The organism is Pseudomonas sp. TMW22080 (genome assembly GCF_022496745.1).
Lineage (GTDB): Bacteria > Pseudomonadota > Gammaproteobacteria > Pseudomonadales > Pseudomonadaceae > Aquipseudomonas > Aquipseudomonas bubulae.
In genome coordinates this window covers 650,181-673,299 of the sequence record NZ_SCFF01000001.1, presented here as the reverse complement: position 1 = coordinate 673,299, position 23,119 = coordinate 650,181, and the positions used below count along the sequence as shown (strand labels likewise).

Annotated in this window: 26 protein-coding genes; 5 read left to right on the top strand and 21 right to left on the bottom strand. The window is 59.7% G+C overall.

The window, feature by feature from the left end:
- Window position 1: 1 nt before the first annotated feature.
- Genes EQV96_RS02890 through EQV96_RS02860 form a run of 7 tightly spaced genes read right to left on the bottom strand, consistent with a single transcriptional unit; the run spans window position 2 to window position 5,602 of the window.
- A complete protein-coding gene (locus EQV96_RS02890) occupies window positions 2-994 on the bottom strand; it encodes a VWA domain-containing protein (RefSeq protein WP_095020973.1) in 993 nt (330 codons plus the stop codon).
- Window positions 981-1,469, bottom strand: coding sequence for a DUF4381 domain-containing protein (locus EQV96_RS02885; protein ID WP_095023535.1), 489 nt, complete (start codon window positions 1,467-1,469; stop codon window positions 981-983). Before EQV96_RS02885 ends, EQV96_RS02890 begins: the two co-directional genes overlap by 14 nt.
- Window positions 1,466-2,416: a DUF58 domain-containing protein gene (locus EQV96_RS02880; RefSeq protein WP_095026861.1), complete on the bottom strand. Its 951-nt coding sequence runs from the start codon at window positions 2,414-2,416 to the stop codon at window positions 1,466-1,468. The genes EQV96_RS02885 and EQV96_RS02880 overlap by 4 nt, the downstream gene beginning before the upstream one ends.
- The gene (locus EQV96_RS02875; RefSeq protein ID WP_218723692.1) at window positions 2,416-3,396 is read right to left on the bottom strand and encodes a MoxR family ATPase; all 981 of its coding nucleotides are present in this window, start codon (window positions 3,394-3,396) and stop codon (window positions 2,416-2,418) included. The genes EQV96_RS02880 and EQV96_RS02875 overlap by 1 nt, the downstream gene beginning before the upstream one ends.
- Window positions 3,397-3,420: 24 nt before the next feature.
- Window positions 3,421-3,924, bottom strand: a complete 504-nt coding sequence (locus EQV96_RS02870; RefSeq protein ID WP_240881233.1) for a hypothetical protein — start codon at window positions 3,922-3,924, stop codon at window positions 3,421-3,423.
- Window positions 3,921-4,682, bottom strand: coding sequence for a DUF2092 domain-containing protein (locus EQV96_RS02865; protein WP_240881594.1), 762 nt, complete (start codon window positions 4,680-4,682; stop codon window positions 3,921-3,923). The genes EQV96_RS02870 and EQV96_RS02865 overlap by 4 nt, the downstream gene beginning before the upstream one ends.
- An 11-nt stretch (window positions 4,683-4,693) precedes the next feature.
- Window positions 4,694-5,602 carry a transporter gene (locus EQV96_RS02860; RefSeq protein WP_095000488.1) on the bottom strand — a complete coding sequence of 303 codons (909 nt, stop codon included), beginning with the start codon at window positions 5,600-5,602 and terminating at the stop codon, window positions 4,694-4,696.
- A 375-nt stretch (window positions 5,603-5,977) separates the two neighbouring features.
- Between EQV96_RS02860 and EQV96_RS02855 the strand changes: the two genes are divergently transcribed.
- Complete coding sequence (locus EQV96_RS02855; protein ID WP_240881232.1) at window positions 5,978-6,331, top strand: hypothetical protein; 354 nt, start codon at window positions 5,978-5,980, stop codon at window positions 6,329-6,331.
- 7 nt (window positions 6,332-6,338) lie between these two features.
- Window positions 6,339-8,702 (top strand): DNA polymerase II, encoded by a 2,364-nt coding sequence (locus tag EQV96_RS02850; protein WP_095023539.1) that lies wholly within the window; start codon window positions 6,339-6,341, stop codon window positions 8,700-8,702.
- Here the strand turns inward: EQV96_RS02850 and EQV96_RS02845 are convergent.
- The 3 genes from EQV96_RS02845 to EQV96_RS02835 form a co-directional block, all read right to left on the bottom strand.
- Entirely contained in the window at window positions 8,699-8,980 is a 282-nt protein-coding gene (locus tag EQV96_RS02845; RefSeq protein ID WP_016781210.1) for a hypothetical protein, read from the bottom strand. The genes EQV96_RS02850 and EQV96_RS02845 overlap by 4 nt on opposite strands.
- A gap of 84 nt (window positions 8,981-9,064) precedes the next feature.
- On the bottom strand, window positions 9,065-9,433 hold the full coding sequence (locus tag EQV96_RS02840) for a transcriptional regulator (RefSeq protein ID WP_095025844.1): 369 nt from the start codon (window positions 9,431-9,433) through the stop codon (window positions 9,065-9,067).
- 3 nt (window positions 9,434-9,436) lie between these two features.
- A complete protein-coding gene (locus tag EQV96_RS02835) occupies window positions 9,437-9,739 on the bottom strand; it encodes a type II toxin-antitoxin system HigB family toxin (RefSeq protein ID WP_095018082.1) in 303 nt (100 codons plus the stop codon).
- 248 nt (window positions 9,740-9,987) lie between these two features.
- On the opposite strand from EQV96_RS02835, the gene crcB (EQV96_RS02830) reads away from it, so the two are divergent.
- Together crcB (EQV96_RS02830) and crcB (EQV96_RS02825) are read left to right on the top strand one after the other, a co-directional pair.
- A complete protein-coding gene (gene crcB, locus EQV96_RS02830) occupies window positions 9,988-10,368 on the top strand; it encodes a fluoride efflux transporter CrcB (protein WP_095018081.1) in 381 nt (126 codons plus the stop codon).
- A gap of 15 nt (window positions 10,369-10,383) precedes the next feature.
- Window positions 10,384-10,788, top strand: coding sequence for a fluoride efflux transporter CrcB (gene crcB / locus EQV96_RS02825; RefSeq protein WP_095018080.1), 405 nt, complete (start codon window positions 10,384-10,386; stop codon window positions 10,786-10,788).
- 59 nt (window positions 10,789-10,847) lie between these two features.
- Here crcB (EQV96_RS02825) and kch read toward each other — a convergent pair whose 3' ends face one another.
- From kch to EQV96_RS02770, 11 genes are all read right to left on the bottom strand, one after another.
- The gene (gene kch, locus EQV96_RS02820) at window positions 10,848-12,023 is read right to left on the bottom strand and encodes a voltage-gated potassium channel protein (protein WP_095000483.1); all 1,176 of its coding nucleotides are present in this window, start codon (window positions 12,021-12,023) and stop codon (window positions 10,848-10,850) included.
- Between the two features lie 90 nt (window positions 12,024-12,113).
- Window positions 12,114-13,172, bottom strand: coding sequence for a HoxN/HupN/NixA family nickel/cobalt transporter (locus tag EQV96_RS02815; RefSeq protein WP_095000482.1), 1,059 nt, complete (start codon window positions 13,170-13,172; stop codon window positions 12,114-12,116).
- 27 nt (window positions 13,173-13,199) lie between these two features.
- Complete coding sequence (gene yut / locus EQV96_RS02810; RefSeq protein ID WP_095018079.1) at window positions 13,200-14,180, bottom strand: urea transporter; 981 nt, start codon at window positions 14,178-14,180, stop codon at window positions 13,200-13,202.
- A 190-nt stretch (window positions 14,181-14,370) separates the two neighbouring features.
- Window positions 14,371-15,333, bottom strand: coding sequence for an urease accessory protein UreD (locus tag EQV96_RS02805; RefSeq protein ID WP_240881231.1), 963 nt, complete (start codon window positions 15,331-15,333; stop codon window positions 14,371-14,373).
- Window positions 15,330-15,977 (bottom strand): urease accessory protein UreG, encoded by a 648-nt coding sequence (ureG, locus tag EQV96_RS02800; RefSeq protein WP_016781201.1) that lies wholly within the window; start codon window positions 15,975-15,977, stop codon window positions 15,330-15,332. The genes EQV96_RS02805 and ureG overlap by 4 nt, the downstream gene beginning before the upstream one ends.
- Window positions 15,978-16,042: 65 nt before the next feature.
- Complete coding sequence (locus tag EQV96_RS02795; protein ID WP_095000479.1) at window positions 16,043-16,729, bottom strand: urease accessory protein UreF; 687 nt, start codon at window positions 16,727-16,729, stop codon at window positions 16,043-16,045.
- A gap of 21 nt (window positions 16,730-16,750) precedes the next feature.
- Entirely contained in the window at window positions 16,751-17,422 is a 672-nt protein-coding gene (ureE, locus tag EQV96_RS02790; protein WP_095018078.1) for a hypothetical protein, read from the bottom strand.
- An 80-nt stretch (window positions 17,423-17,502) separates the two neighbouring features.
- Complete coding sequence (locus EQV96_RS02785; RefSeq protein ID WP_095000477.1) at window positions 17,503-19,221, bottom strand: urease subunit alpha; 1,719 nt, start codon at window positions 19,219-19,221, stop codon at window positions 17,503-17,505.
- A gap of 74 nt (window positions 19,222-19,295) precedes the next feature.
- A complete protein-coding gene (locus tag EQV96_RS02780; protein ID WP_153328757.1) occupies window positions 19,296-19,826 on the bottom strand; it encodes an urease subunit beta in 531 nt (176 codons plus the stop codon).
- 54 nt (window positions 19,827-19,880) lie between these two features.
- Entirely contained in the window at window positions 19,881-20,183 is a 303-nt protein-coding gene (locus EQV96_RS02775) for an urease subunit gamma (RefSeq protein ID WP_016781195.1), read from the bottom strand.
- Between the two features lie 431 nt (window positions 20,184-20,614).
- Window positions 20,615-21,715: an FUSC family protein gene (locus tag EQV96_RS02770; protein ID WP_095000476.1), complete on the bottom strand. Its 1,101-nt coding sequence runs from the start codon at window positions 21,713-21,715 to the stop codon at window positions 20,615-20,617.
- A gap of 315 nt (window positions 21,716-22,030) precedes the next feature.
- Here EQV96_RS02770 and EQV96_RS02765 point away from each other — a divergent pair, with 315 nt between their 5' ends.
- Complete coding sequence (locus EQV96_RS02765) at window positions 22,031-22,939, top strand: LysR family transcriptional regulator (protein WP_240881230.1); 909 nt, start codon at window positions 22,031-22,033, stop codon at window positions 22,937-22,939.
- Window positions 22,940-23,119 lie beyond the last annotated feature (180 nt).

The window sequence follows — 23,119 nt, the reverse complement described above, 5'->3', positions numbered from 1 at the left end:
TTCAGGCCTCCCGCGGTGGTGAGCGCGGGTGGCGCCGTGCGGCCAGCAGTGCGAGCAGATGATACAGCGCTATCAGGCTGATGGCGGCCGCTACGGGCAACCAGAACAGGTCACGTTTGGGCTGGTGGCTGAAGGTTTGCACCCTGTGCGGGGTGAGCTGGTCGAGGGTGGCGTAGACCTGGTTCAGGCTGTCACGGTCTTCTGCGCGAAAGTACTGGCCGCCGGTGCTTTTGGCGATGCTCTGCAGGGCTGCAAGGTTGACCTTGGCTTCGCCGTCGGCATTCGGATCGCCTATGCCGATGGTGTGGATCACTACCCCTTTGGCCGCCGCCATGGCCGTGGCACGGGGCACGGGGATGGCGCTGCTGGTGTCGTTGCCGTCGGTGAGCAGGATCAGTACTTTCTCCTGCTCGTGTGCCTGGTCGAGCAGTTTCAGGCTCAGGCCGATGGCGTCGCCGATAGCGGTGTCGGGCCCGGCCATGCCGATGCCGGTGTCGTCCAGCAGCAGCGACAGGCTGGCGTGGTCGAGGGTCAGTGGCGCTTGCGGATAGGCAGCGCTACCAAACAGGATCAGGCCGATGCGGTCGTCCTTGCGCCGGGCGATAAAGTCCTGCACCACGTGTTTGACCGCGCTCAGGCGGTCGATCCTCTGCCCGCTGGCGTCGGTGAAATCCGTGGTTTGCATCGATTGAGAGATATCGATGGCAAGCATCAGGTCGCGCACCGGTTGCTGGCGCTCGATGGGTTTTTCGACCCATACCGGTCTGGCCACGGCCACCACCAGCAATGTCCACACCAGCAGGTTGAGCAGCAATTGCCAGATGTTGTGCTGCGCACCTGCGATCTGTGGTGCTTGATCGACAGCGCGGCTCATGGCGTTGAAAAATGGCACGCGTACCGCACTGCGGGCTTCGCGGTATGCGGGCAGCCAGCGGTAGCCGAACCACGGCAAGGGCAGCAACAGCAGCAACCAGGGATAATCAAACTGCCACATGGTGCAGCTCCACCCAGCGTGTACAGGTGTCGACCAACTGCTGGCGTTGTGCGGCGGGCAGGGCGAGCAATTGCTCATCCTGGGCGTAGGCCAGAAACGCCAGTTGCTGGCTGAAATCCTCGGGCACAGGCGGTGGGCCGTGGCGTTGTAAAAAGTCCTGCCAGGCCTCGCCCTGCAGAGGCGCCGCTGCCTGCGGGACGGGCATGGACAGTGCCACCCGTTTAAGCAGCGTGGGCAGTTCGCGCAAGGTGCCCAGCGGATCGTTGGCCGCGCGCAGTTGTGCCAGCCGTTGCAAGGCCTCGCGCCGGTAGCGGTCACGCCGCCACTGCCAGCAGGCGCGTGCCGCCCAGACCGCCAGGCCGGTCAGCACAACCCCAAGCAAGGCCCACCAGCCCCAGGTCTGCGGCAGGTAGCTGACAGGTGCAGGCAGGGCCAGGGTTTGCAGTTGGTCAATGCTGGGGATAGGACTGGTCATGGCCGCGCCCCGCCCAGTTTGCCCAGTTCGATTCGCAGCTGGCTGTGAGTATCCTGCGCGGTGCTGAACATCATCAGCGGCACCTGGCTGCGGCGCAGCAGGCTGGCGATGTCCTTGAAGCGCCCGCTGAGGAAGTTGCCCAGCGGCTGGCGTACGTGTGCGTGCTCTACCGCCAGCTCCACTTGCAACTGGCCCTGGGTAACCAGCAAGCGCCCGGTGTCGGGCAGGTCCAGCGCCAATGGGTCGTACACCTGCATGGCGATGACATCGTTGTGCACTGCCAGTTGGCGCAGCAACTGCAGGGTGTGCGGCCCGGCCCCGGCGAAATCGCTGATCAGGCAAATCAGGTGGTCGTGACCGGCGATGGCCAGGCACTGTTGCAGAACCTTGTCCAGTTGGTCGGCGTCTTCGCAGTCCGGTTGAGTGGCATTGAGTTCCTGGTTTTGCCGGGCAATTTTGCTGCACAACGCCTCCACCCGTTTGCGGCTGCGCAGCGGGGCAATGCTGTCGATGCGCTGGTCGTTAAAGATCAGCCCACCGACCCGGTCGCCGGCGTTGAACACCATCCATGCGGCCAGTGCACCCAGTTCGGCAGCGGTGGCGGATTTGAAGCTGCGGCTGGAGCCAAAAAACATCGACATGCGCTGGTCGACCACGATCAAGGCCGGGCGGTCGCGTTCTTCGGTAAAGGTACGCACCACTGGCTTGCCAGTGCGCAATGAGGCGCGCCAGTCGAGGTGGCGCAGGTCGTCACCGGGTTGATAGCGGCGTAGTTCGTCAAAATTCAGGCCGCGGCCACGCAAGCGCGAAGCATGGTTGCCCGAGAGGATACTGCCGTGGGGTTGGCGGGCGACAAAACTCAACGCCCGCGCTTTGAACTCCAGCGCCATCAGTTGCGCAAGCGAGACGTATACCAGGCCGTCGGCCTCCTGCCGTTGGGCGTGCATCAGGCAGGTATCGCGACTTTGTCGAGTATGCGTTGCAGTACCTGATCAGCGCTGACGCCATCGGCCACGGCGTCGTAGCTCAGTTGCAGGCGGTGGCGCAGTACCGGATACGCCACGGCGCGCACGTTGTCCGGGGTGACAAAGGCCTGGCCGCGCAGCCAGGCGTCGGCACGGGCGCAGCGGTCAAGGCCGATACCGCCGCGGGGGCTGGCGCCGATACTGATCCAGCGGGCCAGATCGGCGTCATAGTCGGCAGGACGGCGGGTGGCGTTGATCAGGTCGATCAGGTAAGCATCGATGGCGGGGGACACGGCCACTGTGGCGACTTCGCGGCGAGCCGCGAAAATCACCTCCTGACCCAGGGTAAACGGCGGGGCTGTATCGGCCGTGGCGTGCTGCACCTGTTCCTCAGCGCGCAGCATGCGCAGCACCCGGGATTCATCTGCCGGGCTTGGGTAGTCGAGCAGCACTTTCATCACAAAGCGGTCCATCTGCGCCTCGGGCAGCGGGTAGGTACCTTCCTGTTCGATGGGGTTTTGCGTAGCCAGCACCATAAACAGTGTGGGCAGCGGGTGGCTGTTGCCGGCGACGGTGATCTGCCGTTCTTCCATGGCTTCAAGCAGGGCCGCCTGCACCTTGGCCGGGGCGCGGTTGATTTCGTCGGCCAGGATCAGGTTGCCGAACAACGGCCCGGGTTGAAAACGGATCAGGTTCTGGCCGTCCACCTGGTGCAGCACCTCGGCGCCGGTGATGTCCGATGGCAGCAGGTCAGGGGTGAACTGGATACGGCTCATCTGCGCCTCCAGGTGCCTGGCCAACGCCTTGACGGTGCGGGTCTTGGCCAAACCTGGCAGGCTTTCGAGGAGCAGATGACCGTTGGCCAGCAAGCCGACGATGATCTGGCGGATAACCTCGTCCTGGCCCAATACCGCTTCGGCGATGCTGGCTTGCAGGGCATTCAGATCGTTGAGCGCTGTCATAAAGCATTCCTTGCTTGAGCACGATTACCAGGGGGCGGGGACCACCACAAACTGCACGTTGCCACCCACATAGCGGGGCTGATACCAGGTTGGTCCGCAGTGTTGATACGCCACATTGTTGGCCACGACCGATACGCAGTCCGCAGGCACGCTGGTGACTTGCGAGCCGATGGCTATTGCCGTGGCCGTGGTTGCACCCACCACGGCGGCGGCTGCCCACGGGTGATACCAGTTGTCCGGTGGTGGTGGCGCAGGCAAGGGCCGTGGCGGAGGTGGCATGGGCCGTGGTGCCGGGTAGGGATGCGGTTGGGGGGCCGGCTGCGGGTAGGGGTGCGGCCCCGGCTGTGGATGCGGCTGTGGATGCGGCTGTGGCTGTGGCATGGGGTGCGGCGCTGGGTGTCCGCCAGTGTGCGGCAGCACAAAAGTCCGTGCGCCGCCACCACCGCGCAGTTGCCAGGCCAGGGCGACAGAGGTGTGCAGCAGGCAGGCGCTGAGCACGCCACAGAACAGCCAGTGCAGACGCTTCATGGTTGCGCCTCCAGGCTGTATTTGCTCGGGGCCCACTGCAACGGCACTTCCTGGGCACCTGCGGGCGGATCAAAATCAAAGCTGTGGGCGCTGATTGCCGGTGTGAGCTGCCAGGTAAAGTCGACGCTGTGACGCGGCTGCTCGGGTATGTCGCGGCGGGTGATGGTCAGGCGGCACGGCAGGCGCTGTTCGCCCTCACGCAGCCACATCTGCCAGTCGATAGCATCCTGACGCAAGGCGTAATGATCACAGCGCTGGCCGTCCAGCGTCTCACTGCCAATCAGCACGGCCGAACGCAAACCGGCCTGTCTGACGATGTTGGCGTTCCAGCGAAACAGGTCGGCCAGCGGCAACTCGATGCCATAGCGACTATTGAGCAGGTCGATCAGTGCGTTGATGTTCGCCGGAGCGGGGGCGCTTGCGTAGTAGGGGCTGGGGCTCTGGTAGAGGGTGAAGCGCTTGCCGTTGTAATAGAGGGTGCGGTGTATGCCCTGATTGTCCACCGAGACCAGCAGCTTGTCCGGCGGTTGGGCCAGCAGTCGGGTGGTGTGCCGAAATTCGACGGTCTGGCCGTTATCCAGTACCTGGTCTGTCTGGCTGCGGGCCTCGACGCCAAACTGCTTGAGGCTGCGCAGGTAACTGCCCATCTGCTCCAGGGCCTGCACAGCTGCGGGCTCGATGGCGTACGGGTCGCCGGCATGGGCGTGCAAGGCCAGGGCCAGTAACAGGCCTGGCACTACGCGACGTACCCGAGGCATGGTCACGACGCTTACCAGACGTACTGCATGCGCAGCGTCCAGGTGGCGATATCCGGTGAGCCTTTGCGCTCGCTCACGGTGTCGGTATAGGCCAGCAGGCCGCCGAATTGGGGGGTGAGCATAAAGCCCATGCTGGCGCCTGCCAGGGTGCTTTCCTGTTTGTTGTCCTGCCAGTCGCCGTCAATTTTTGTCTCGCCGCCCCGGCTATAGGTGGCGTCCAGCGAAGCCCACAGGGCGCGGTTGAAGTCGTAGCTGTAATGGCCTTCGATGGCATACAGGGGTTTTTGTTCGAGCTTGCTGTTGCCCTGGTATTCATCGTTGGACCCGAACAACGACACCATGGTGTTGATCTCCAGCCAGGTGGGGCCGATGGGGGTGCCGAAACCCAGTTCGGGTTTGTACACCCAGCGATTGGCACCGATATTGATCACCCGGTTCTTGTCATAGTCGCCGGTGGGGGTGGTGACTGTCAGGGCTGCCGTGAGAAAGGTCTCGGGAGTCCATTTGGCGAACTCCTCCTTGCTCAGGGCGGGGCCGCCAAAGATGTTGTGTGCGAACACCAATTGGGTGTCACCCATGCCACCGTTGTGTTTGGTACCGGTGAAATAGCGGGCGTTGTCGAATGATGCGGATAGATCGGCGTAAGGCTGCAGGATCTCGAAGGCACTGTTGCGCCCGTCGATACCGAAGCTACGGGCATAACGCAGGATATACAGGTCGGCATTGAGGGACAGACCGTCGATGGGTAGCGAGGTGTCGATGGGGGTATTGGAGTCGACGCGGTTGTAATAGCCGAACAGCATGTTCAGGTCGGTGGGGGTGTTTTGCCAGTCACGGGCGTTGTCGGCCCAGCCCGCCAGCGGCGTCAGGATCAGGGTGAGGGCGGTAAAGCTGGCCTTGCGAGCGGTACTTGCTCCCATCGTAGTGCTCCTTCAATCGCTCTTTGGCGGTTTATCGTCCGATGCCCGGCGTGTTTATTTGTTTACTGAAGCTAGCAGCAACCGCGAAATTCGCTGGCTGGCGACGCAAATGCTGCTGATTCTGTGGGCTGGGTCTCTTTTAAATGACGAGCGGTTATAGGTGTTGCGCTCGGGGAGCAGGGTTGGTGTTGTTCAAATTTTTGCTTTTGCTGTAGCCACCCCCAGGAATGGATTTGTCCCCGGTGGTTTTAACTGCAATACCGGCGACATATTTTCTCTGTGGGACCAAGCCCATTCAGCGGACTACTGGTTATTTAGCCACCTATGGGCACTGGCTGCGTGATATCGTATTGACCTTTATCCAGAGGCTATCCAATGCGAATGCTGATTAGCGTCATGAGTCTGGCCATGCTGGCCGGTTGTGTGTCTCCTGCGATGGACACTGCCCGTAGCCAGGCCCCGACCCGGGTGCTGGTTTCGGAAAAAGCCACGGCGCTGGTCGCCGAATGCATCAAGTTTTCCTGGCAGGATGAAAGCGTGTTCGGGGTCGATGCCAGTGCCTATATCAATAACGACAAGGCTGGCAAACAGACCGTCTACACCCGTGGCGCCGAGTCCTTTGCCGATCTGACGCCCCAGGGCACCGGCACGGCAGTGAGCTACTACGCCCAACAGCCGGGTGATGCTGCTGCCATGCGCCGCCTGGCGATGCTGGCGACATGCCTGTAACCGCGTAATGGACTTGAGGCAGGGCTTTGTCCTGACCCGGCACTGGCGTGATACGCCGTCGGGTATCGAGGTCGACTTCTGGTTGGCCACCGATGACGGGCCGCAGCAGGTGCGCCTGCCTTACCAAACCTGCACCGCGTTTATCCCCAAGATTCAGCTTGGCCAGGCCCAGGCTCTGCTGCAGAACGAGCGCGATATCGAATGGCGTGAGTTGGCGCTGTGTGATTTTCAGTCGCGCCCGGTGATCGGCCTCTACTGCCGCCAGCATGCCCAGTTGATGGACATCGCCCAGCGCCTGCGCCGCGCCGGGGTCGATGTGTACGAGGCCGATATACGCCCGCCGGAGCGGTTCCTGATGGAGCGTTTTATCACTGCGCCGGTGAGCTTTGGCGGCCGTGTACAGGGCGATGGCCCGCTGCTGGACGCCCGGATCAAGCCGCATCCCGACTACCGGCCACGGTTGAAACTGGTGTCCCTGGATATTGAAACCAGCGAGCAGGGCGATCTGTATTCCATTGCCCTCGAGGGCTGTGGCCAGCGCCAGGTGTATATGCTGGGCAAGGCCACCGCGGCCGATACCCCGGTGGATTTCGACCTGGAGTTCTGCGCCAGCCGCGGCGACCTGTTGCTGCGTCTTAACCAGTGGATGGCCCGGCATGACCCCGACGCGATCATCGGCTGGAATGTGGTGCAGTTCGACATGCGGGTGTTGCACGAGCATGCCCGGCGCCTTGGTATCCCGTTGCTGCTGGGGCGTGGCAGCAGTGAAATGCAGTGGCGCGAACACGGCACGCGCAAAAACCATTTTTTCGCCAGTGCTGCGGGCCGCTTGATCATTGATGGCATCGAGTCGTTGCGCTCAGCGACTTGGTCGTTCCCGTCTTTCAGCCTGGAAAACGTCGCCCAGACCCTGCTTGGCGAAGGCAAGGACATCAGCACGCCGTACCAGCGCATGGACGAAATCAACCGCATGTTTGCCCACGACAAACCTGCGTTGGCGCGCTACAACCTCAAGGACTGCGAACTGGTCACGCGGATTTTCGCGAAAACCGAGCTGCTGACCTTTTTGCTGGAGCGCGCCTCGGTCACGGGGCTGGAGGCCGATCGCAGCGGTGGCTCGGTGGCGGCCTTTTATCACCTGTATATGCCGTTGATGCACCGTCAGGGCTTTGTCGCCCCCAATCTGGGGGACAAACCGCCCCAGGCCAGCCCCGGCGGCTTTGTCATGGAGTCCGAGCCGGGGTTGTATGAGTCGGTGCTGGTGCTCGATTACAAAAGCCTGTACCCGTCGATTATCCGCACTTTTTTGATTGACCCGCTGGGGCTGGTTGAAGGCTTGCGCGAGCCTGGCGATGAAACCTCGGTACCGGGCTTTCGCGGTGCGCGTTTCTCTCGCACCCGGCATTGCTTGCCGGCCATTATCGAGCGCGTGGCCAAGGGGCGCGAAGTGGCCAAGCGGGACAAAAACGCGCCCCTGTCACAGGCCCTGAAAATCATCATGAATGCGTTTTACGGGGTGCTGGGCTCCAGCGGTTGCCGGTTTTTTGATACGCGGCTGGCATCCTCGATCACCCTGCGCGGGCATGAAATCATGCTCAAGACGCGGGCACTGATCGAGGCCCGGGGCTATAGCGTGATCTATGGCGACACGGACTCCACCTTTGTCTGGCTGCGCAGTCAGCACAGTGAGGAGGACGCGGCGAGTATCGGCCGTGAGCTGGTGCAGTACGTCAACGACTGGTGGCAGGCCCATGTGCGTGACGAGTATGGGCTGACCAGCGCACTGGAGCTGCAATTCGAGACCCACTACAGCCGCTTTTTCATGCCCACCATTCGTGGCGCCGAAGAGGGCAGCAAAAAGCGCTATGCGGGGTTGGTGGTGCACGCCGACGGCCGTCGGGAGATGGTCTACAAGGGGCTTGAGACCGTGCGCAGCGACTGGTCACCGCTGGCCCGGCAGTTCCAGCAGGCGTTGTACCTGCGCATCTTCAATCGTCAGCCCTGGCAGGCCTACGTGCGTGACTTTGTGCGTGCCACCCTGGCGGGTGAGCATGATGAACTGCTGATCTACCGCAAGCGCCTGCGCCGCCCGCTCAGTGATTACGAGCGCAATGTGCCGCCCCATGTGCGGGCGGCGCGGCTGGCCGATGAGTATAACGACCGGCAGGGGCGGCCCCGGCAGTACCAGAATGGCGGGACGATCAGCTACGTGATCACCGTGGCCGGCCCCCAGCCGTTGGAGAACCGCACCGCAGAAGTGGATTACGAGCACTATCTGTCGCGTCAGCTGCAACCGGTGGCCGACGCGATTCTGGTGTTTGTCGATGACAACTTCAGCGCCCTGGTGGGCGGGCAACTGGGGTTGTTCTAAGCGTCGCTGGCAGGGCTGGCGGCGGCCTTGGAGCGGGCACGATCCTTGGCGGCCTTGGCTTCGGCGGCCAGGCATTCCAGGCAGAACTGCTCGGCATAGCTCATCAGGATTTCGGTGGTGTCGCCCTTGATCGTGCGGGACCCAGCGAGGATATAGCGCATGCGTTTTTCCGTGACCCCGAGGCGCAGGGCAATCCAGGCCGGGGTCTGGCCGATGCGGTCGACCAGTTTGTTGGCGTATTCGGTGGAGTGGTTGTAGCGTTCAGCGTTGGGAAACATAGGGGTTCCATGGGGCGATAGGATGAAGCCGGAGGGCATGGTACTCCTTTTCACCCGCGCCCATGATTTTGCCTACCCCGGCGGTCACGACTTGACCGGCTTGATCAGACTCTCTGCCGGGATGCCAAACATCTCATGCAGCTTCCAGATCATGGGCAGGGTCAGGGAGCGCTTGCCGTTGAGCACTTCATACACCCGGTTCTGCCGGCCGATCGCAGGCACCAGGTCAGCCGCTGACAACCCGGACTGCTCCATCCTGAAGCGGATGGCATCCACCGGGTTGGGCAGGTCGACGGGAAAGTGCTTGGCTTCGTAGGCTTCGATCAGGGTGATCATAACCTCCAGGTAATCGCCCTCAGGTGTCCCGGGCTGCGGTTCATTGTCGAACAGCGGCGAAACCGACTTCAGTGCGTCTTTGTAGTCCTGCTCGGTGCGAATTGGACGAATATTCATGGCTTACTCCATTTCCACGGTGTTGGCATCGATGGCGTCGTACTGCTGGTGAGTGCCTGCGAATTTGATATAGATGGCGCTGAAGCGGTAGGCCACAGCTACCACGAGCCGATAGTCGTTACCTTTGATGTTGAACACGACCCGGTTGCTCTTGAGAATGCTGGCATGGCGAAACGGCGCCTTGATGTCGGCCGGCGTTTGCCAGTTTGCCTTTTTCGCTTCATCTATCCAGCAGAGGAAGGATTGCTCTGAGCCTGGGTGCTGTTGCCAAAAAATCTTGAGCTGACTGACTGCGATGATTCTCATAAAACGATCCTGGTCCCATGATGGGACTTTTGCAAGTTGGCTTTACGTCCTGTGCTGCTCAAATACCCTGCAACTCTCAGGAGCGCCAGTTTGAAAGCTTGAGCAAATATGAGCTGCGCCATTCAGGCCTCACTGCCCCCGGCATGGACTCTTCTGTAACAGCGAAAGACCCGGCCCAAGTCATGCCCGCCCGCTGTTTTATGAACTAGAGTTTCCCCCACTCACCAACAGACACGAGAGGGACTTTCATGACTGCGCTGGATGTTTTCTGGGTCGGGCTGGGGGGCGGGCTGGGCTCGCTGTTGCGCTGGTGGATCGGTTTGCGGGTAGGGCAGTTCTATAAGGGGCCGTTTCCGCTGGGTACATTTTTGATCAACGTCAGCGGCGCCTTTGTAATCGGTTACCTGAGCATCCTGTTTACCGTGGACTGGCGCGACCGCTACGGCGACTTCCTCAGCGCCGCGGTGCTCACCGGTATCCTGGGCGGTTACACCACATTCAGCAGCATGCAGCTGGATGCCTCGAAACTGGCCAAGGCCAGGGATCGTGCATGGGCCGCAGGTTATCTGATCATCTCGGTACTGGTCGGCCTGGCCGCCGCCGCTTTCGGCGCCTGGCTGGCGCGCTGACTCAGGAGTCACACCATGCTCAACATGATTATTCTGATTTTCGTCGGTGGTGCGTTCGGCGCCATGTGCCGCGAGTTCGTCATGCTCTCGGTGCCGCGCCTGGCCGATGGTTTTCCCATGGATATCTTTGTCGCCAATATCGTCGCCGCGTTCCTGCTGGGCGTGGCCACGTCGCTGTTCAAGAGCAACCGCATCAACCAGTACGTGCACGTGATGGTCGGCACCGGGATCATGGGCGGGTTATCCACGTTCTCCAGTTTCGTGTTTGGCGCAGTCGAGATGATGCAAGACCCGGGCAGTGTTTTTGTCTCCATCTGCTATCTGGTGATCAGCCTGGTAATCGGTTTTGCTGCCGTCGAACTGGGTCTGATTGCCGGGGCCAAGGTTACGCCGCTGCCTGCATCCGATACCCCGCAATAAGCCCTTGCAGCGCCCATGAAAAAGCCCTCGTCAGAGGGCTTTTTTTATCCTGCCAAGTCTCAGGCCAAAGACGTACGCTTGCCGAAGAACATCTCGGTGATCAGATCATTGTTGATTTGATCGCCCTGCAGGGTACGCACCAGCAACTCACTGCCCAGCAACGGCAACGACAGCACCATGGTCGGGTTGACGCGTTTGACCTTGGGCATGTTCCGCGTTTCGTTGACCAGTGCGATGATCTGGGTTTCGTCGCCTGCCACTTCCTTGGCCGCGAGGATGGTGAACACGTTTTCGGCGTCGCTGTCGCACAGGGTGACGATGTACTTGGCGTCCGCTGCTCCGGCCAGTTTCAGGGTCGACGCGGCCGACGGGTCACCTTCAATGATATCGGCCTTTTCCGGCAGGTCATGCTGGCTGCCGGCCGCGCATACCACCGTGACGTGTTCGCCGCGATCGGTCAGACCTTTGTAGACGTTTTGTGCCAGGGAACCAACGCCAACGAGAATGTAGTGATTTTTACGCGCCATATGGGTAATCCTGCCTTTAACAATACGTTGGATGTTGTTGCTGATCAGCGGGCCGGCAATGGACGCCACCGAAATCGCGAAGATGGTGATGCCCAGGATGATCACTGTCAGGGTGAAAAAACGCGCATCGGTGGTATGCGGGACGATGTCACCAAAGCCTACGGTGGACATCACCACGATGGCGAAGTAGAACGCCGATGGCAGGTCCGTCACCGGCGGTGCAAAGCCATCACCGATGTAGAGCGTGCCCAGCGTGCTGTAGACGATCAGTGAGGCGATGCTGACCACCGCAAAGAAGCTGCCCGAGGCCAGGCTGTAGTGGTCAAAACGGCGCCAATAGAAGGCCAGCACGGCAATGGTGACCAGCGAGAAGAAGGTCACGCCGTCAGGTTTTTTCAGAATGAAAAAATCCACGCAGACCGTGGCCACCAGCAGCAGCAGGGAAAAAAACCAGCTGATGCGTGACTTGATCAACAGCCCCAGTGACATCAGCAGGAGTACAAGCCCCACCACAAACCCGGGGATTTCCAGCAAGGCTAAAAAGCTTAATGCCTCCTTCCAGGTATCAAAGGAGCCGGATTTGGCATTGGCATGGGCAACGCCACGTTCCAGCACCGGCAGAAACAAAAGAAAGCCGTTGATCGCAACCAGCAAGGCGACCCCATAGGCAAAGGAGATCCGATTTTTTACGTCCTGTAATAAAGTCATGGCACCTACGACGCGTCAGTTAAGGGGTGAGGGGAGTGTAGGTCAGGTTTATCGGGCTGCCACCAGCAGCCCGTGTGCTTGAGCCTCTGATCAGGCGTTGGCAGGCAGTTGGTCATAGCCGCGGATGTAGTAATTGAGGGCCGAAATCAGCCAGCACAGGACAAACATCCCGATGATCCAGTAGCCAATCTCGCCAAAGTTTTCACTGATGGCATTGATCGGCGTCCATATCCCGCCGGTGAGTTGCAGTTTTTCGGCAATCAACCCCAGCGCTTCGACACCACCAATAAACAGGGCCACCACCACCGAGGCGGCAGTGATGGTGATGTTGTAGTAGAGCTTGCGCACCGGTTTGGAAAACGCCCAGCCGTAGGCACCGATCATCACGAAGTTGTCCAGTGAATCGATCAGGGCCATGCCCACCGCAAACAGCACCGGGAACACCATGATTGACCACAGGCTGATGCCGTGGGAGGCGCTGGTGGCGCTGATGCCCAGCAAGCCGATTTCGGTGGCAGTGTCAAAGCCCAGGCCAAACAGAAAGCCCACCGGGTACATGTGCCAGCTTTTGTTAACCAGGTTGAACACCCGACCAAAAATTCGCGCCATCAGGCCACCCTGGTGGGTGGTGATCAGGTCCAGTTCTTCGGGGGGCAGGGTGTGGCCGGCCTTGACCTGTTTGAACTTCTTGTACACCGAGATCAGGATGACCAGGTTGAGCACGCCGAACAGCAGCAGGAATACCGAGGACACCAGGGTGCCGATCAGGCCGCCGGTTTCATGGAACCACTCCATATCGTCCTTGAACGCCATTGCCGTGGCCGCAATCGCGAAAGACGCCAGCACCACAATGGTCGAATGCCCCAGGGAGAACCAGGTGCCTACGGCTATCGGGCGTTTGCCCTGTTGCATCAGCTTGCGGGTGACATTGTCGATGGCGGCAATATGGTCGGCGTCCACGGCGTGGCGCAGGCCGAAGCCGTACGCGAGCAATGCGGTGCCCATCAAGACCGGGTTGTTGCCGAACTCGATAAAGGCCCAGGCCCAAGCCAGCAGGTTGGCCACGATCAGGCCGGTCAGCAGATAAATGGCGCGCCGTGTGGTGTTCGACGGCTCGGCATTTGTCAGGGGGTAGGCAATCGCGGTCATGGAAAGACTCCGGCAAAGGGATCGAAATTATTGACGGTGGGCCGGCATGACGTCTTTGTTGGGCACCAGAAACAGCCAGGAAGCCAGTACAAAGGGCATGGTCAATGTCGGGATGCCAACCGGGGCCAGTACTGTATTCAAGGCGCCTTGCACAAATACAGTGAAAACCACGCCAATCAGGGTGTAGATCAACACGCGCCAGCTGGGCTTGTTGAAGGTCGAACCCAGGGCGATGGCAGTCAGCACGGCGCTGAAGGCATACAGGCCGTTATTGATGCTGGCGTGTTCGGCTTGCAGCACCACGGCCACCAGCACCGCCAGCAGCGAGCCCAGCAGGCCGAACACCGCGGCCCACAACGATGACACCGCCAACCCGGCGAGAAACAGCACGCTGCCGATCACCGTGCTGATCAAGAACACTTCGGAGATCCCGTAGAACGTGCTCTTGAACAGGTCGATACCATCGAACAGGCTGGTGTTGTACGCGACCAGATCATGGGGCAGGTTGGGCACGGGCAGGGCGCTGGTGTTCAGGCCGCCAAAGGCATAGCTGGCCAGCAGCATGGTCCAGGTCACCAGCACGAAGGGCGCCGTGAGGGCGGCGACTTTCCAGGTCTTCAGAATATCGGCGATGCAGATGGTGACGATTACCGAGACCACACTGCCGAGGATAATGCACAGCCACAGGATGGGTGTGACAGCGAGGAAGGTAGGCAGGGCAGCGCCGACCAGGCAGCCGTTATAGCCATAGAGGCCGGCCTTCCAGGAAGTGCGGTCCTTGAGGTGCATACCGGTAAGGGTTGCCACGACCGTGCCCAGGACACTGCCGAAGGCCATGGCCGGGTTGCCTTCGCCAAACGCGCCGACAAAAATGGCGGCAAAAAACAGTAGCCCGGTCAGCGGGTTATTCTGGAACATGACCTGAGCACAACCACGCAGGGTGACGTCGATAAACTCAAGGACGACGTTGCCATCCACGATTTTCGACCACTTGGATGCAGCTTCCATATTGACTCTCCCAATTGAGCATTTGGCCAGGATCAGCTTGCGTAGCAGCTGCCGTAGGAACGAGGCTGCGTTCGGCGGCGCAGCCGTCGCAAAATCAGGCACTGCGGTGTGCCAGTCAAACCCTGTCCTCAGGAATTACGACGGCTGCGCCGCCGGACGCAGCCTCGTTCCTTCGGCAGCTGCTACACAGCTACTTCCACAAAAACGCCGGTTGCAGGGTCACGCCCAGGATTTCTTCGCGGGCCACCTTCCAGAACTCGCGGATTTGCGCCTTGACCTCGCCACTGTCGTTGCCCAGCACCTTGAATATCAGCCCGCAGTCGTTGGGCAGGCGGGTCACCCCGCTGGCCAGCCCGGCCTGCATGTCAAACAGCGCCGGGATGCGCTCGACAATCCGGTCGTGATGCTCCCTGGGCGTGAGCAATACCACGTTGCCGAACACATCGAAGGTCTGCATCACGCCAATGGCGTCCAGGCTCTCTTTTTTTGGCTCAAGAATGTACTTCTCGACAAACAGCTCGCGACCCTCGAGGTTCTCGGCGCGCACCCGGGAGGAGTAAACGTCAAAGCCGAAACGCTCATCCGCATGGTGATACTTGCGCCCCGACATCAGGATTTCGCAGTAGATGGCCGTCGCCGTGGGGTGGATCCTGATTTGCGTGTCGGTGATAAACCGTGCATTGCGATGGGGGATCAGCGGGTCGGGCATAAACTCCAGGTAGCCGCCTTCTTCGATCGTGAAGTGCTGGATTTGCGAGGCGTAGTTGGCATTCATCGAATGCACTTTGGTCGCCGACTGGGTGGTGACGTGCCCGCAGGCACCCACCCCCACGTTGACATCTGTGGCCAGGCGGTCGCCCTGCAGCACGCAGCCCGAAGTTGAAATCATGGTCACACAGGGCAGCTCGGGCATTTCCTCGTCCCAATACAAGGCCCGTTGCACCAGCGATGGTACGCGGCGCTCCATGTCCGCCAGCACGCTGCGGTTACCGCGCTTTTCAAAACCCAGGCGCAGGTAGCCGCTTTTACCCACGGCACCGCTGTGCATTTGCGCCGGTTCGTCCTGGTACTGCGACAGCTCCGGCGCATCAATGCCGAGTGAGTGAGCGCGTAGCCGTGACGGGTTGTTCACGATCTGGCTCTGCGCTGTCATGCACTGACCCCGCTTTTGACCGCCGGTTTTTGTGCGAACAGGAACATGTGCTCGATCATGTCCACCAGTTCTTCAATGCCCTGGCCGGTCTTGCAGTTGGTGAGGATATACGGGCGGTTGCCGCGTACCACTTTGGTGTCGCTTTCCATCACATCAAGGCTGGCGCCAACGTAGGGGGCGAGGTCGATCTTGTTGATGATCAGGATATCGGCCTGCACCAGCCCCGGGCCATTTTTGCGCGGGATTTTCTCGCCTTCGGCGACGTCGATCACGTAGATATAAAAGTCGGCCAGGGCCGGACTGAAGGTCAGGGTCAGGTTGTCACCGCCGCTCTCGATCATGATCAGGTCGCTGTCGGGGAACTTCTCTTCCATTTCCTCGACCGCGGCAATGTTCATACTCGGGTCTTCACGCACTGCGGTGTGCGGGCAGGCACCCGTTTCCACACCGAGGATCTTGTCTTCATCGAGGATACCCTTGAGGGTACGTTTGACCTGTTTGGCATCTTCGGTGGTGACGATATCGTTGGTGATGATCAAGGGCTTGTAGCCACGGTTGATCAGGATCGGAGTGATCACTTCGATGATCGCGGTTTTACCTGAACCGACCGGGCCGCCAATACCAATACGAGTAATCTTTTTCACGGTTATTTCCTTACCAGATAGGGGAGCGGAAGCTGCGTCGACACATGCCGACGCAGCCCGGGGTGTCAGTTCATGAATAGCCGTACATGTGCCTTGACGTGCACGGCGGCGAGCACATCGACTATCGGGACATAGGAGGACATCTGCTCGATATCGCCGACTTCGGCGATATCGCAGAACGCTTCAATGTCGTGGTTGAGTTCGAACAGGATGTGCTGGGTGTCCAGGTGCGTGACCCGCATCAGGCGCATGGCCGCGCTGAGGATGGTCATGGCCACGCCGTACTGGTGCATCACCACGACCTCACGGGCACCGATGCCCTGGGTCGACATCACCACGGCCTGGGTGACGGGGTAGGTGCCTGCCGCGTTGCCGGCCTTGATCTGTTCAAGCCACCAGCGCACCAGCGGTTTTTCGACGACATGGATCGACATTTCCGCCAGTTTTTTGCCCATGCGCGTGGCCATCAACCGGCTTTCTTCATTGAGCTTGCGGTTATTCACCGCCCAGTCGGCGCGTAAAATGCCGTCGCGGTCTTCTGCCACGGCAGCCCGGTGCGCAGCGACCACGCCCATGCCGTCACAGCTGGCCGCCTGCTTGAGGGCGGTGAGCACAAAACCCTTCAGGGTCGGGACATCGTGGACGATGCCTTTTTGAATGGCCGATTCCACGCCGTTGGAGAACGAAAAGGCACCGACCGGCAATACGGAATCGCCAAACTGCATGATGCGAATTAGATCTGATGCGTTCATCTATGCGCCTTCTTGCCGGGTTCAGTGCTTATGGCTGTGAAACGTATGGCCGTTGTCGTGACTGTGACTGTGTGCGTCATGGCTGTGCACGCCCTGGATCTTCAGGGCGGCAGCGTCCAGCTTGTCTTGCGGGCTGGCCACGTGAACATGGGTGTCGGTTTCTTCGGCACCGCCAAACAGCAGGCGCGCCTCGGATGTGGTCAGCAGCGGCAGGATTTCGGCGCCGCCAACAAAAGCGTACGGCAGGTGTTGAAAGCCGTGGGTGCGCATCACCGAGTCCATCATTTTGGTTTCGACGGTGAGCGGGATATAGACCTCGTTGTTTTTGGTCACGGCTTTCCAGTGCTGGTTGCCCAGGGCATGGCCGAGCTCGAAGCTGGTTTTGATCAGCACGTCCAGGGGCTGTTTTTTCAGCTCCTTGAGATCGATGACCATCACGTCGCGCAGGTTCAGTTGCACCACCACGGCGGTGTTGGAGCCTTCATCCCAGAGCAGCACATCGCCGTCCGAGAGCACCACGTTACGTTCCAGCGAAATGCCCAGGTCAAGACCGCCGAGGCTGGTGCGCCGGCAGCGACTTTTTTGCGCTTCACGCTGGTCGAGCACCAGCAGGTCAACCTTGGCGCCTTCGAGTTTGTGTTGCCAGTGCGGGTCTTTCTTGGCGTTGCCGAGTATGTGTTCAATCAAAATCACGTCGCAAACTCCTTCCCTGAATCATGTGCCGGGCGTGTGCCACCGGGTGCAGGTGCCCCCGGTAGCGGCCCGTTCAGGCATTAGCCAAAGAAATAACGCTGGTTCATGGTGGCCACATCGATGGGCTTGCACGTGGCGTGTACGCCGTCGACTTTTACCGCGAAAGTTTCCGGATCAACGTCGATATGCGGGGTCTGGTCATTGCGCACCAGGTCCTTTTTGGACACGGTGCGGCAACCGCGCACCGCCATGACCTGACGCTCCAGCCCGGCCTTTTCTTTCACGCCGTCTTCCAGCGCCGCTTGCGACACGAAGGTCACGCAGGTGTCTTGCAGGGACTTGCCGAAGGCACCGAACATCGGACGGTAGAACACCGGCTGCGGGGTTGGCAGAGAGGCGTTCGGGTCACCCATGGCGGCCCAGTTGATCATGCCGCCCTTGATCACCATTTTCGGTTTGGCCCCGAAGAAACGCGGATCCCACAGCACCAGGTCGGCCATCTTGCCGACTTCCACCGAGCCCAGCACATGGCTGATACCCTGGGCCAGTGCCGGGTTGATGGTGATCTTGGCCACGTAACGCAGCACCCGGAAGTTGTCGTTATCGGCGCTGTCTTCCGGCAGTTTGCCACGCGACACTTTCATCGCATGGGCGGTTTGCATCACCCGCAGCCAGTTTTCACCGACCCGGCCCATGGCCTGGGAGTCACTGGAAAACATGGAGATCACGCCCATGTCCTGCAGCACGTTTTCGGCGGCAATGGTTTCCGGGCGTACGCGGCTTTCAGCAAACGACACGTCAGCCGGCACGTTCGGGTTGAGGTTGTGGCAGACCATGATCATGTCGAACAGCTCGGCCTGGCTGTTGACGCCGTAAGGCAGGGTCGGGTTGGTCGAGCTTGGCAGTACGTTGCTCTGGCTGGCCACCTTGATGATGTCGGGGGCGTGACCACCACCGGCGCCTTCCGTGTGGAAGGTGTGAATGGTGCGACCTTCGAAAGCATCAATGGTGTCTTCGACGTAGCCACATTCGTTCAAGCTGTCAGTGTGCACCGACACCTGCACGTCCATCTCGTCGGCGGTACGCAGCGCATGGCGCAGTGCGTTTGAGGTTGCGCCCCAGTCTTCGTGAACCTTGAGCCCGGCGACACCGGCGATGATCTGTTCGGCCAGCGGCTCGCGGCCAAAGGAGTTGCCCTTGCCCAGCATGCCGACGTTGATCGGCAGCCCTTCGAGCGAACGCAGCATCTGGCGGATGTTCCAGGGGCCGGCAGTCACGGTGGTGCCGTTGGTGCCATCGGTAGGGCCGATACCGCCGCCGAAGAAGGTGGTGATGCCGTTGGACAGCCCGTGGTAAGCCTGCTGCGGCGAGATCAAGTGAATGTGGGTGTCGATCCCGGCTGCAGTCAGGATCAGGTGCTCGCCGGAGATGGCGTCGGTGCTCACACCCACGACCAGGCCGGGGGTCACGCCGCTCATGATGCCCGGGTTGCCGCTTTTGCCGATCCCGACGATCTTGCCGTCACGGATACCCACGTCGGCTTTGATTACGCCCTGGATCGCGTCGATGATGGTGACGTTGGTGATAACCAGGTCCAGTACGCCGTTGTCGCGGGTCAGGGTATTGTCGGCGCCCATGCCGTCGCGCAGGGATTTGCCGCCGCCGTAAACGGATTCTTCACCGTAACCGCGCAGGTCCTTTTCAATCTCGACAAACAGGTTGGTGTCACCCAGGCGGATTTTGTCGCCCGTGGTTGGGCCGAACAGGCCTGCGTATTCTTTGCGTGAAATGGTTGGCATCGGTGGCTCCTTTTCTAATGCCGCGCGAGCGTCAATGGTTCAACGGCGCGAGTGCAAAGTATGAGAATGCGTGGTTACTTGTCGTTGACGGGCTTGGACGGCTTGGCCGGCTCGGAGAACTTGAAGCCGCGATCGACTGCGCGCTGGATGGCCTGCAGTTTTTCCGGGCGCTCATGGTTGCTGGTGAGCTTGTCCGGTACCCAGCCATCGACCAGGTTGTTGAAGCCGTAAAGCGTTTGCTTGCCACCGTAGGGGATCAACGGCACTTCGATTTCGTCGCCCGGCTCGAAGCGGATGGCTGTGGTGGCCGTGATGTTCAGGCGCTTGCCAAAGGCGGCGGCGCGGTCGAATTCCAGGGCACGGTTGACTTCAAAGAAGTGAAAGTGCGAGCCGATCTGGATCGGACGGTCACCGGTGTTGCGCACCTTTACCTTGGTGACGGGGCGGTCTTCGTTAAAGGTGATGGGCGTGCTGGCGTAAATCGTGCCGCCCAGAGGCACATCGGCTTCATTGCCCTTGCTGACGCCACCGGGGTTCTTGGCGTGGGGGATGCTGTGGTTCGGGTGAGTATCCTGGTGCGGGCCTGCTGTCTCTTTGGTGCTCATGACTGATTCCTCAAAACGTGAAAGTTTTGCGTTTACCGGGTTTAAAGCAGACGGTTACTTGATCGGGTCGTGGACCGTGACCAGACGACTGCCGTCGGTGAAAATCGCTTCAACCTGAACGTTGGGAATAAGGTCGCTGACGCCTTCCATCACGTCATCCTTGGTGAGTACTTTGCTGGCCTCGGTCATCACATCCTCAACCGACTTGCCATCGCGTGCGCCTTCCAGGGCGGTCACGGTGATAATTGAAACAGCCTCTGGATAGTTCAATTTCAAGCCGCGAGCCTTGCGCCGGAATGCGACGTCCGACAGGGTGTAAACCATCAGCTTTTCGACTTCTCTGGGGGTGAGCTGCATAAGCCCTCCTATCTACAGTGCGGTAAGAATTAACGTTCTGGAGTGCCGCTCAGGCGTGCGCGCATGCAAAACACTCCACACGATGGGTACGTGTGAAGGCGGGTTGACGAGTGAGTGGGTTTTTTTAATGCCTGTTGTCGTTTCATAAGCTCAACCGTTCAAATCCATTAATACGGGTGCGAGCAGAGCCTAGACCATAATTTCAGGCAGGCCAGGTGTTGCAGGCGTGCGGGTCAGAGGTTGTTGACACAAAATGAAATACAAGGTTTTGTTAAAAACTTCTTACAAAACAATTTGTTATATGTTTTGAGTTTGTGGTTTAAGCGTCGTTAATCGCTGAAAATTACATGTTTATGTACGAAGATTCTTCATCTTTAGTGCGATAAGTCATCTAAATGAGTCGGATGTAACTTTTTGCTGTGGGTGTTACGTTATTTTTCGTCGGGCAACTTGTCGTTTTTAAACAAATGCCGATGGCCGCAGTGGTACAGCGCGGCATGCAACTGGTCATTGAGTTCGGTCAATTGCCTGAGCATCTCCAGGCTTAGCCAGACATAGGCATAAAAGGGTGTCTCGGTGATCTTGCCGTCCAGGCTCTTGAGCACAAGCTCCTTGAGATCGTGGGCTTTCTGGCGCAGTTCGCCGCTGATCTGGTTGTTGGAAATGCCCATACACAGCTTGTTCTGCAGCGATTCGAGCGCTTGCGGGATCAACTGGTGCAGACCGTTCAAGGCGGGCTCGCTTTCGATCAGCAGGTGGCTTTCCCGTGATGACCAATACGCATCGATCATCAGGCTCATGGTGGCCAGCAGGTTGCGGTGCAGGGTTTGCAGGGACTCGAACACTTGTGGCTTGAGGTTGCTTTCGTTGCTGGCAGGGGTGATGTAGTTGCGCAACTTGATGACCGCGTCCAGTTCATTCTTCAGTTGATCATCCAGATTGGGGCGTTCGGGGATTCGCGGGGAGAAGTATTGCGAGTACAGGGTATTGATCTTGCCCAGGCTCTCGCTGAACTTGATCCGCAGGTCGGTATAGGCCCGCTGTGGGTAAATGCTGGTGTAGAGCATGGCCAACAAAGAACCTGCCAGCACATAGCCGCTGCGGGTGAGTGCCGACTCCATGTCATTGGGCGGGGCGCAGCTGACCACCGCCAGGGTTGCTCCGATCAGCAGGGCCATATAGGGGTGTTTGCCCAGGGTCAGGTAGCCGGCAATAAACATCATCACCGCGCACCAGAGCAGCATCAGGCTAAAAGAGTGCATCTCCAGATACAGCGCCACCAGCCCGGACAGCGCGCCCAGTACTGTGCCGCCGGTACGCTGCAGGGCCCGGGAGAATACGTTGCCCCAGTAGGGCTGTGGTCCCATGACAATGAGCATGGTGATCAGGGCATAGGAGGCGCCGTCGAGCTTGAAGAAGCGGATGACAACAAAGGTAATCAGGAACGCCAGGCTGATGCGGGTGGCGTGGATCCAGCGGTAATTTTTGCAGACCAACTGTTCCAGATTCGAAATCTTTTTACCCAGCCGCATAAAGTCCCCAATTGCTGTAGTGGATTGGGCTGGCAGCGTAGTTCAGGTCTGGCGGGTCCACCACTGGGGATGGCTCTATCGTGGGGCAGGAAAAGCGGCAGGCGTAAAAAAGGCCATTACCATCATGGGGATCCGGTAATGGCCAAAAATCTCAACCAAAGAGAGCGTCAGGCGCAAACCTGACGAGCGGCAATGTATCAATGCCACTCTTAGTTAGCTAGCTAAGAGTGAGCGAAACTGTTTTACCTGCTGCGCAACAATGGTGCATTGCTGGTTGGCTAGGCAGGGGGAGCGTTAGCCGATACCCTTTGCTCCATGCAAATACCTGACTTGAATCTGCTGGTTACCTTGAATGTCTTGCTCGAAGAGGGCTCTGTGGTGGGTGCTGCCCGACGCATGAACCTGAGTGCCCCGGCCATGAGCCGCACCCTGACCCGGATTCGCGAGGTCTTGAACGACCCCATTCTGGTGCGTTCAGGGCGTGGCCTGGTGCCCACGCCCCGTGCCCTGGAGTTGCGTGAACAGGTGCGCGGTGTGGTGGAGCTGGCGCACGGGGTGTTCACCCAGAGCCAGAACAGTGATTTGCGTGAGCTGGAGCGTACGTTCAGCATTCGCGCCAATGACGTGTTTTTTGGTGTGTATGGCGCAGCACTGCGCCAGCAAATGGCCCTGGAGATGCCCAAGGCTACGTTGCGGGTGGTACCTGAGGGTTTTACTGATGACGAGGCACTGAATGAAGGTCGCATTGACCTGACTATCTGCGCCACTAACCGCTTCAGCCCGGATATCAAGGTCCAGAGGCTGTTTACCTGTCCGTTTGTGGGGTTGGCACGGGAAGGGCATCCGATTTTTGATGAGCCCGTTACGGCCCGGCGCTTTGCCGGTTTTGACCACATCAGTGTGTCCCGCAGGGGCCATGCCCGCGGGCCGATTGATGCGCTGCTGGCCGAACAGGGGCTGGAGCGTCGGGTGTCGTTTACCACGCCGACGTTCTACTCGGCGATTTTTGCCCTGGCAGGGGAGGATCTGATCCTGCCGCTGATGCCCCAGGTGCTGCTCAAAAACCTGGAGCCACTGGGCCTCAAACTGCGCCCGTTCGAGCTGCCGATCACCCTGCAGCCGGTGGATATCGTCCAGGCCTGGCATCCGCGGCTGGACAACGACCATGCCCACCGCTGGCTGCGTCGTACCCTCAAGACCTTTTGCGACAACGCGGTGATTTGACCGCAACCTCTGTAGCCGCTGCCGAAGGAACGAGGCTGCTGCTACGGGGAGGGAGTCAACATTACAATGGTTGCGTCTGACGCACTCCACAGTTAGTTATTTATCAATTTTTATAGCTATGCCGGCTGATTAAACTTTCTGTCATCTATCAAGACGACGGAGTCAGCCATGTATTGGCGG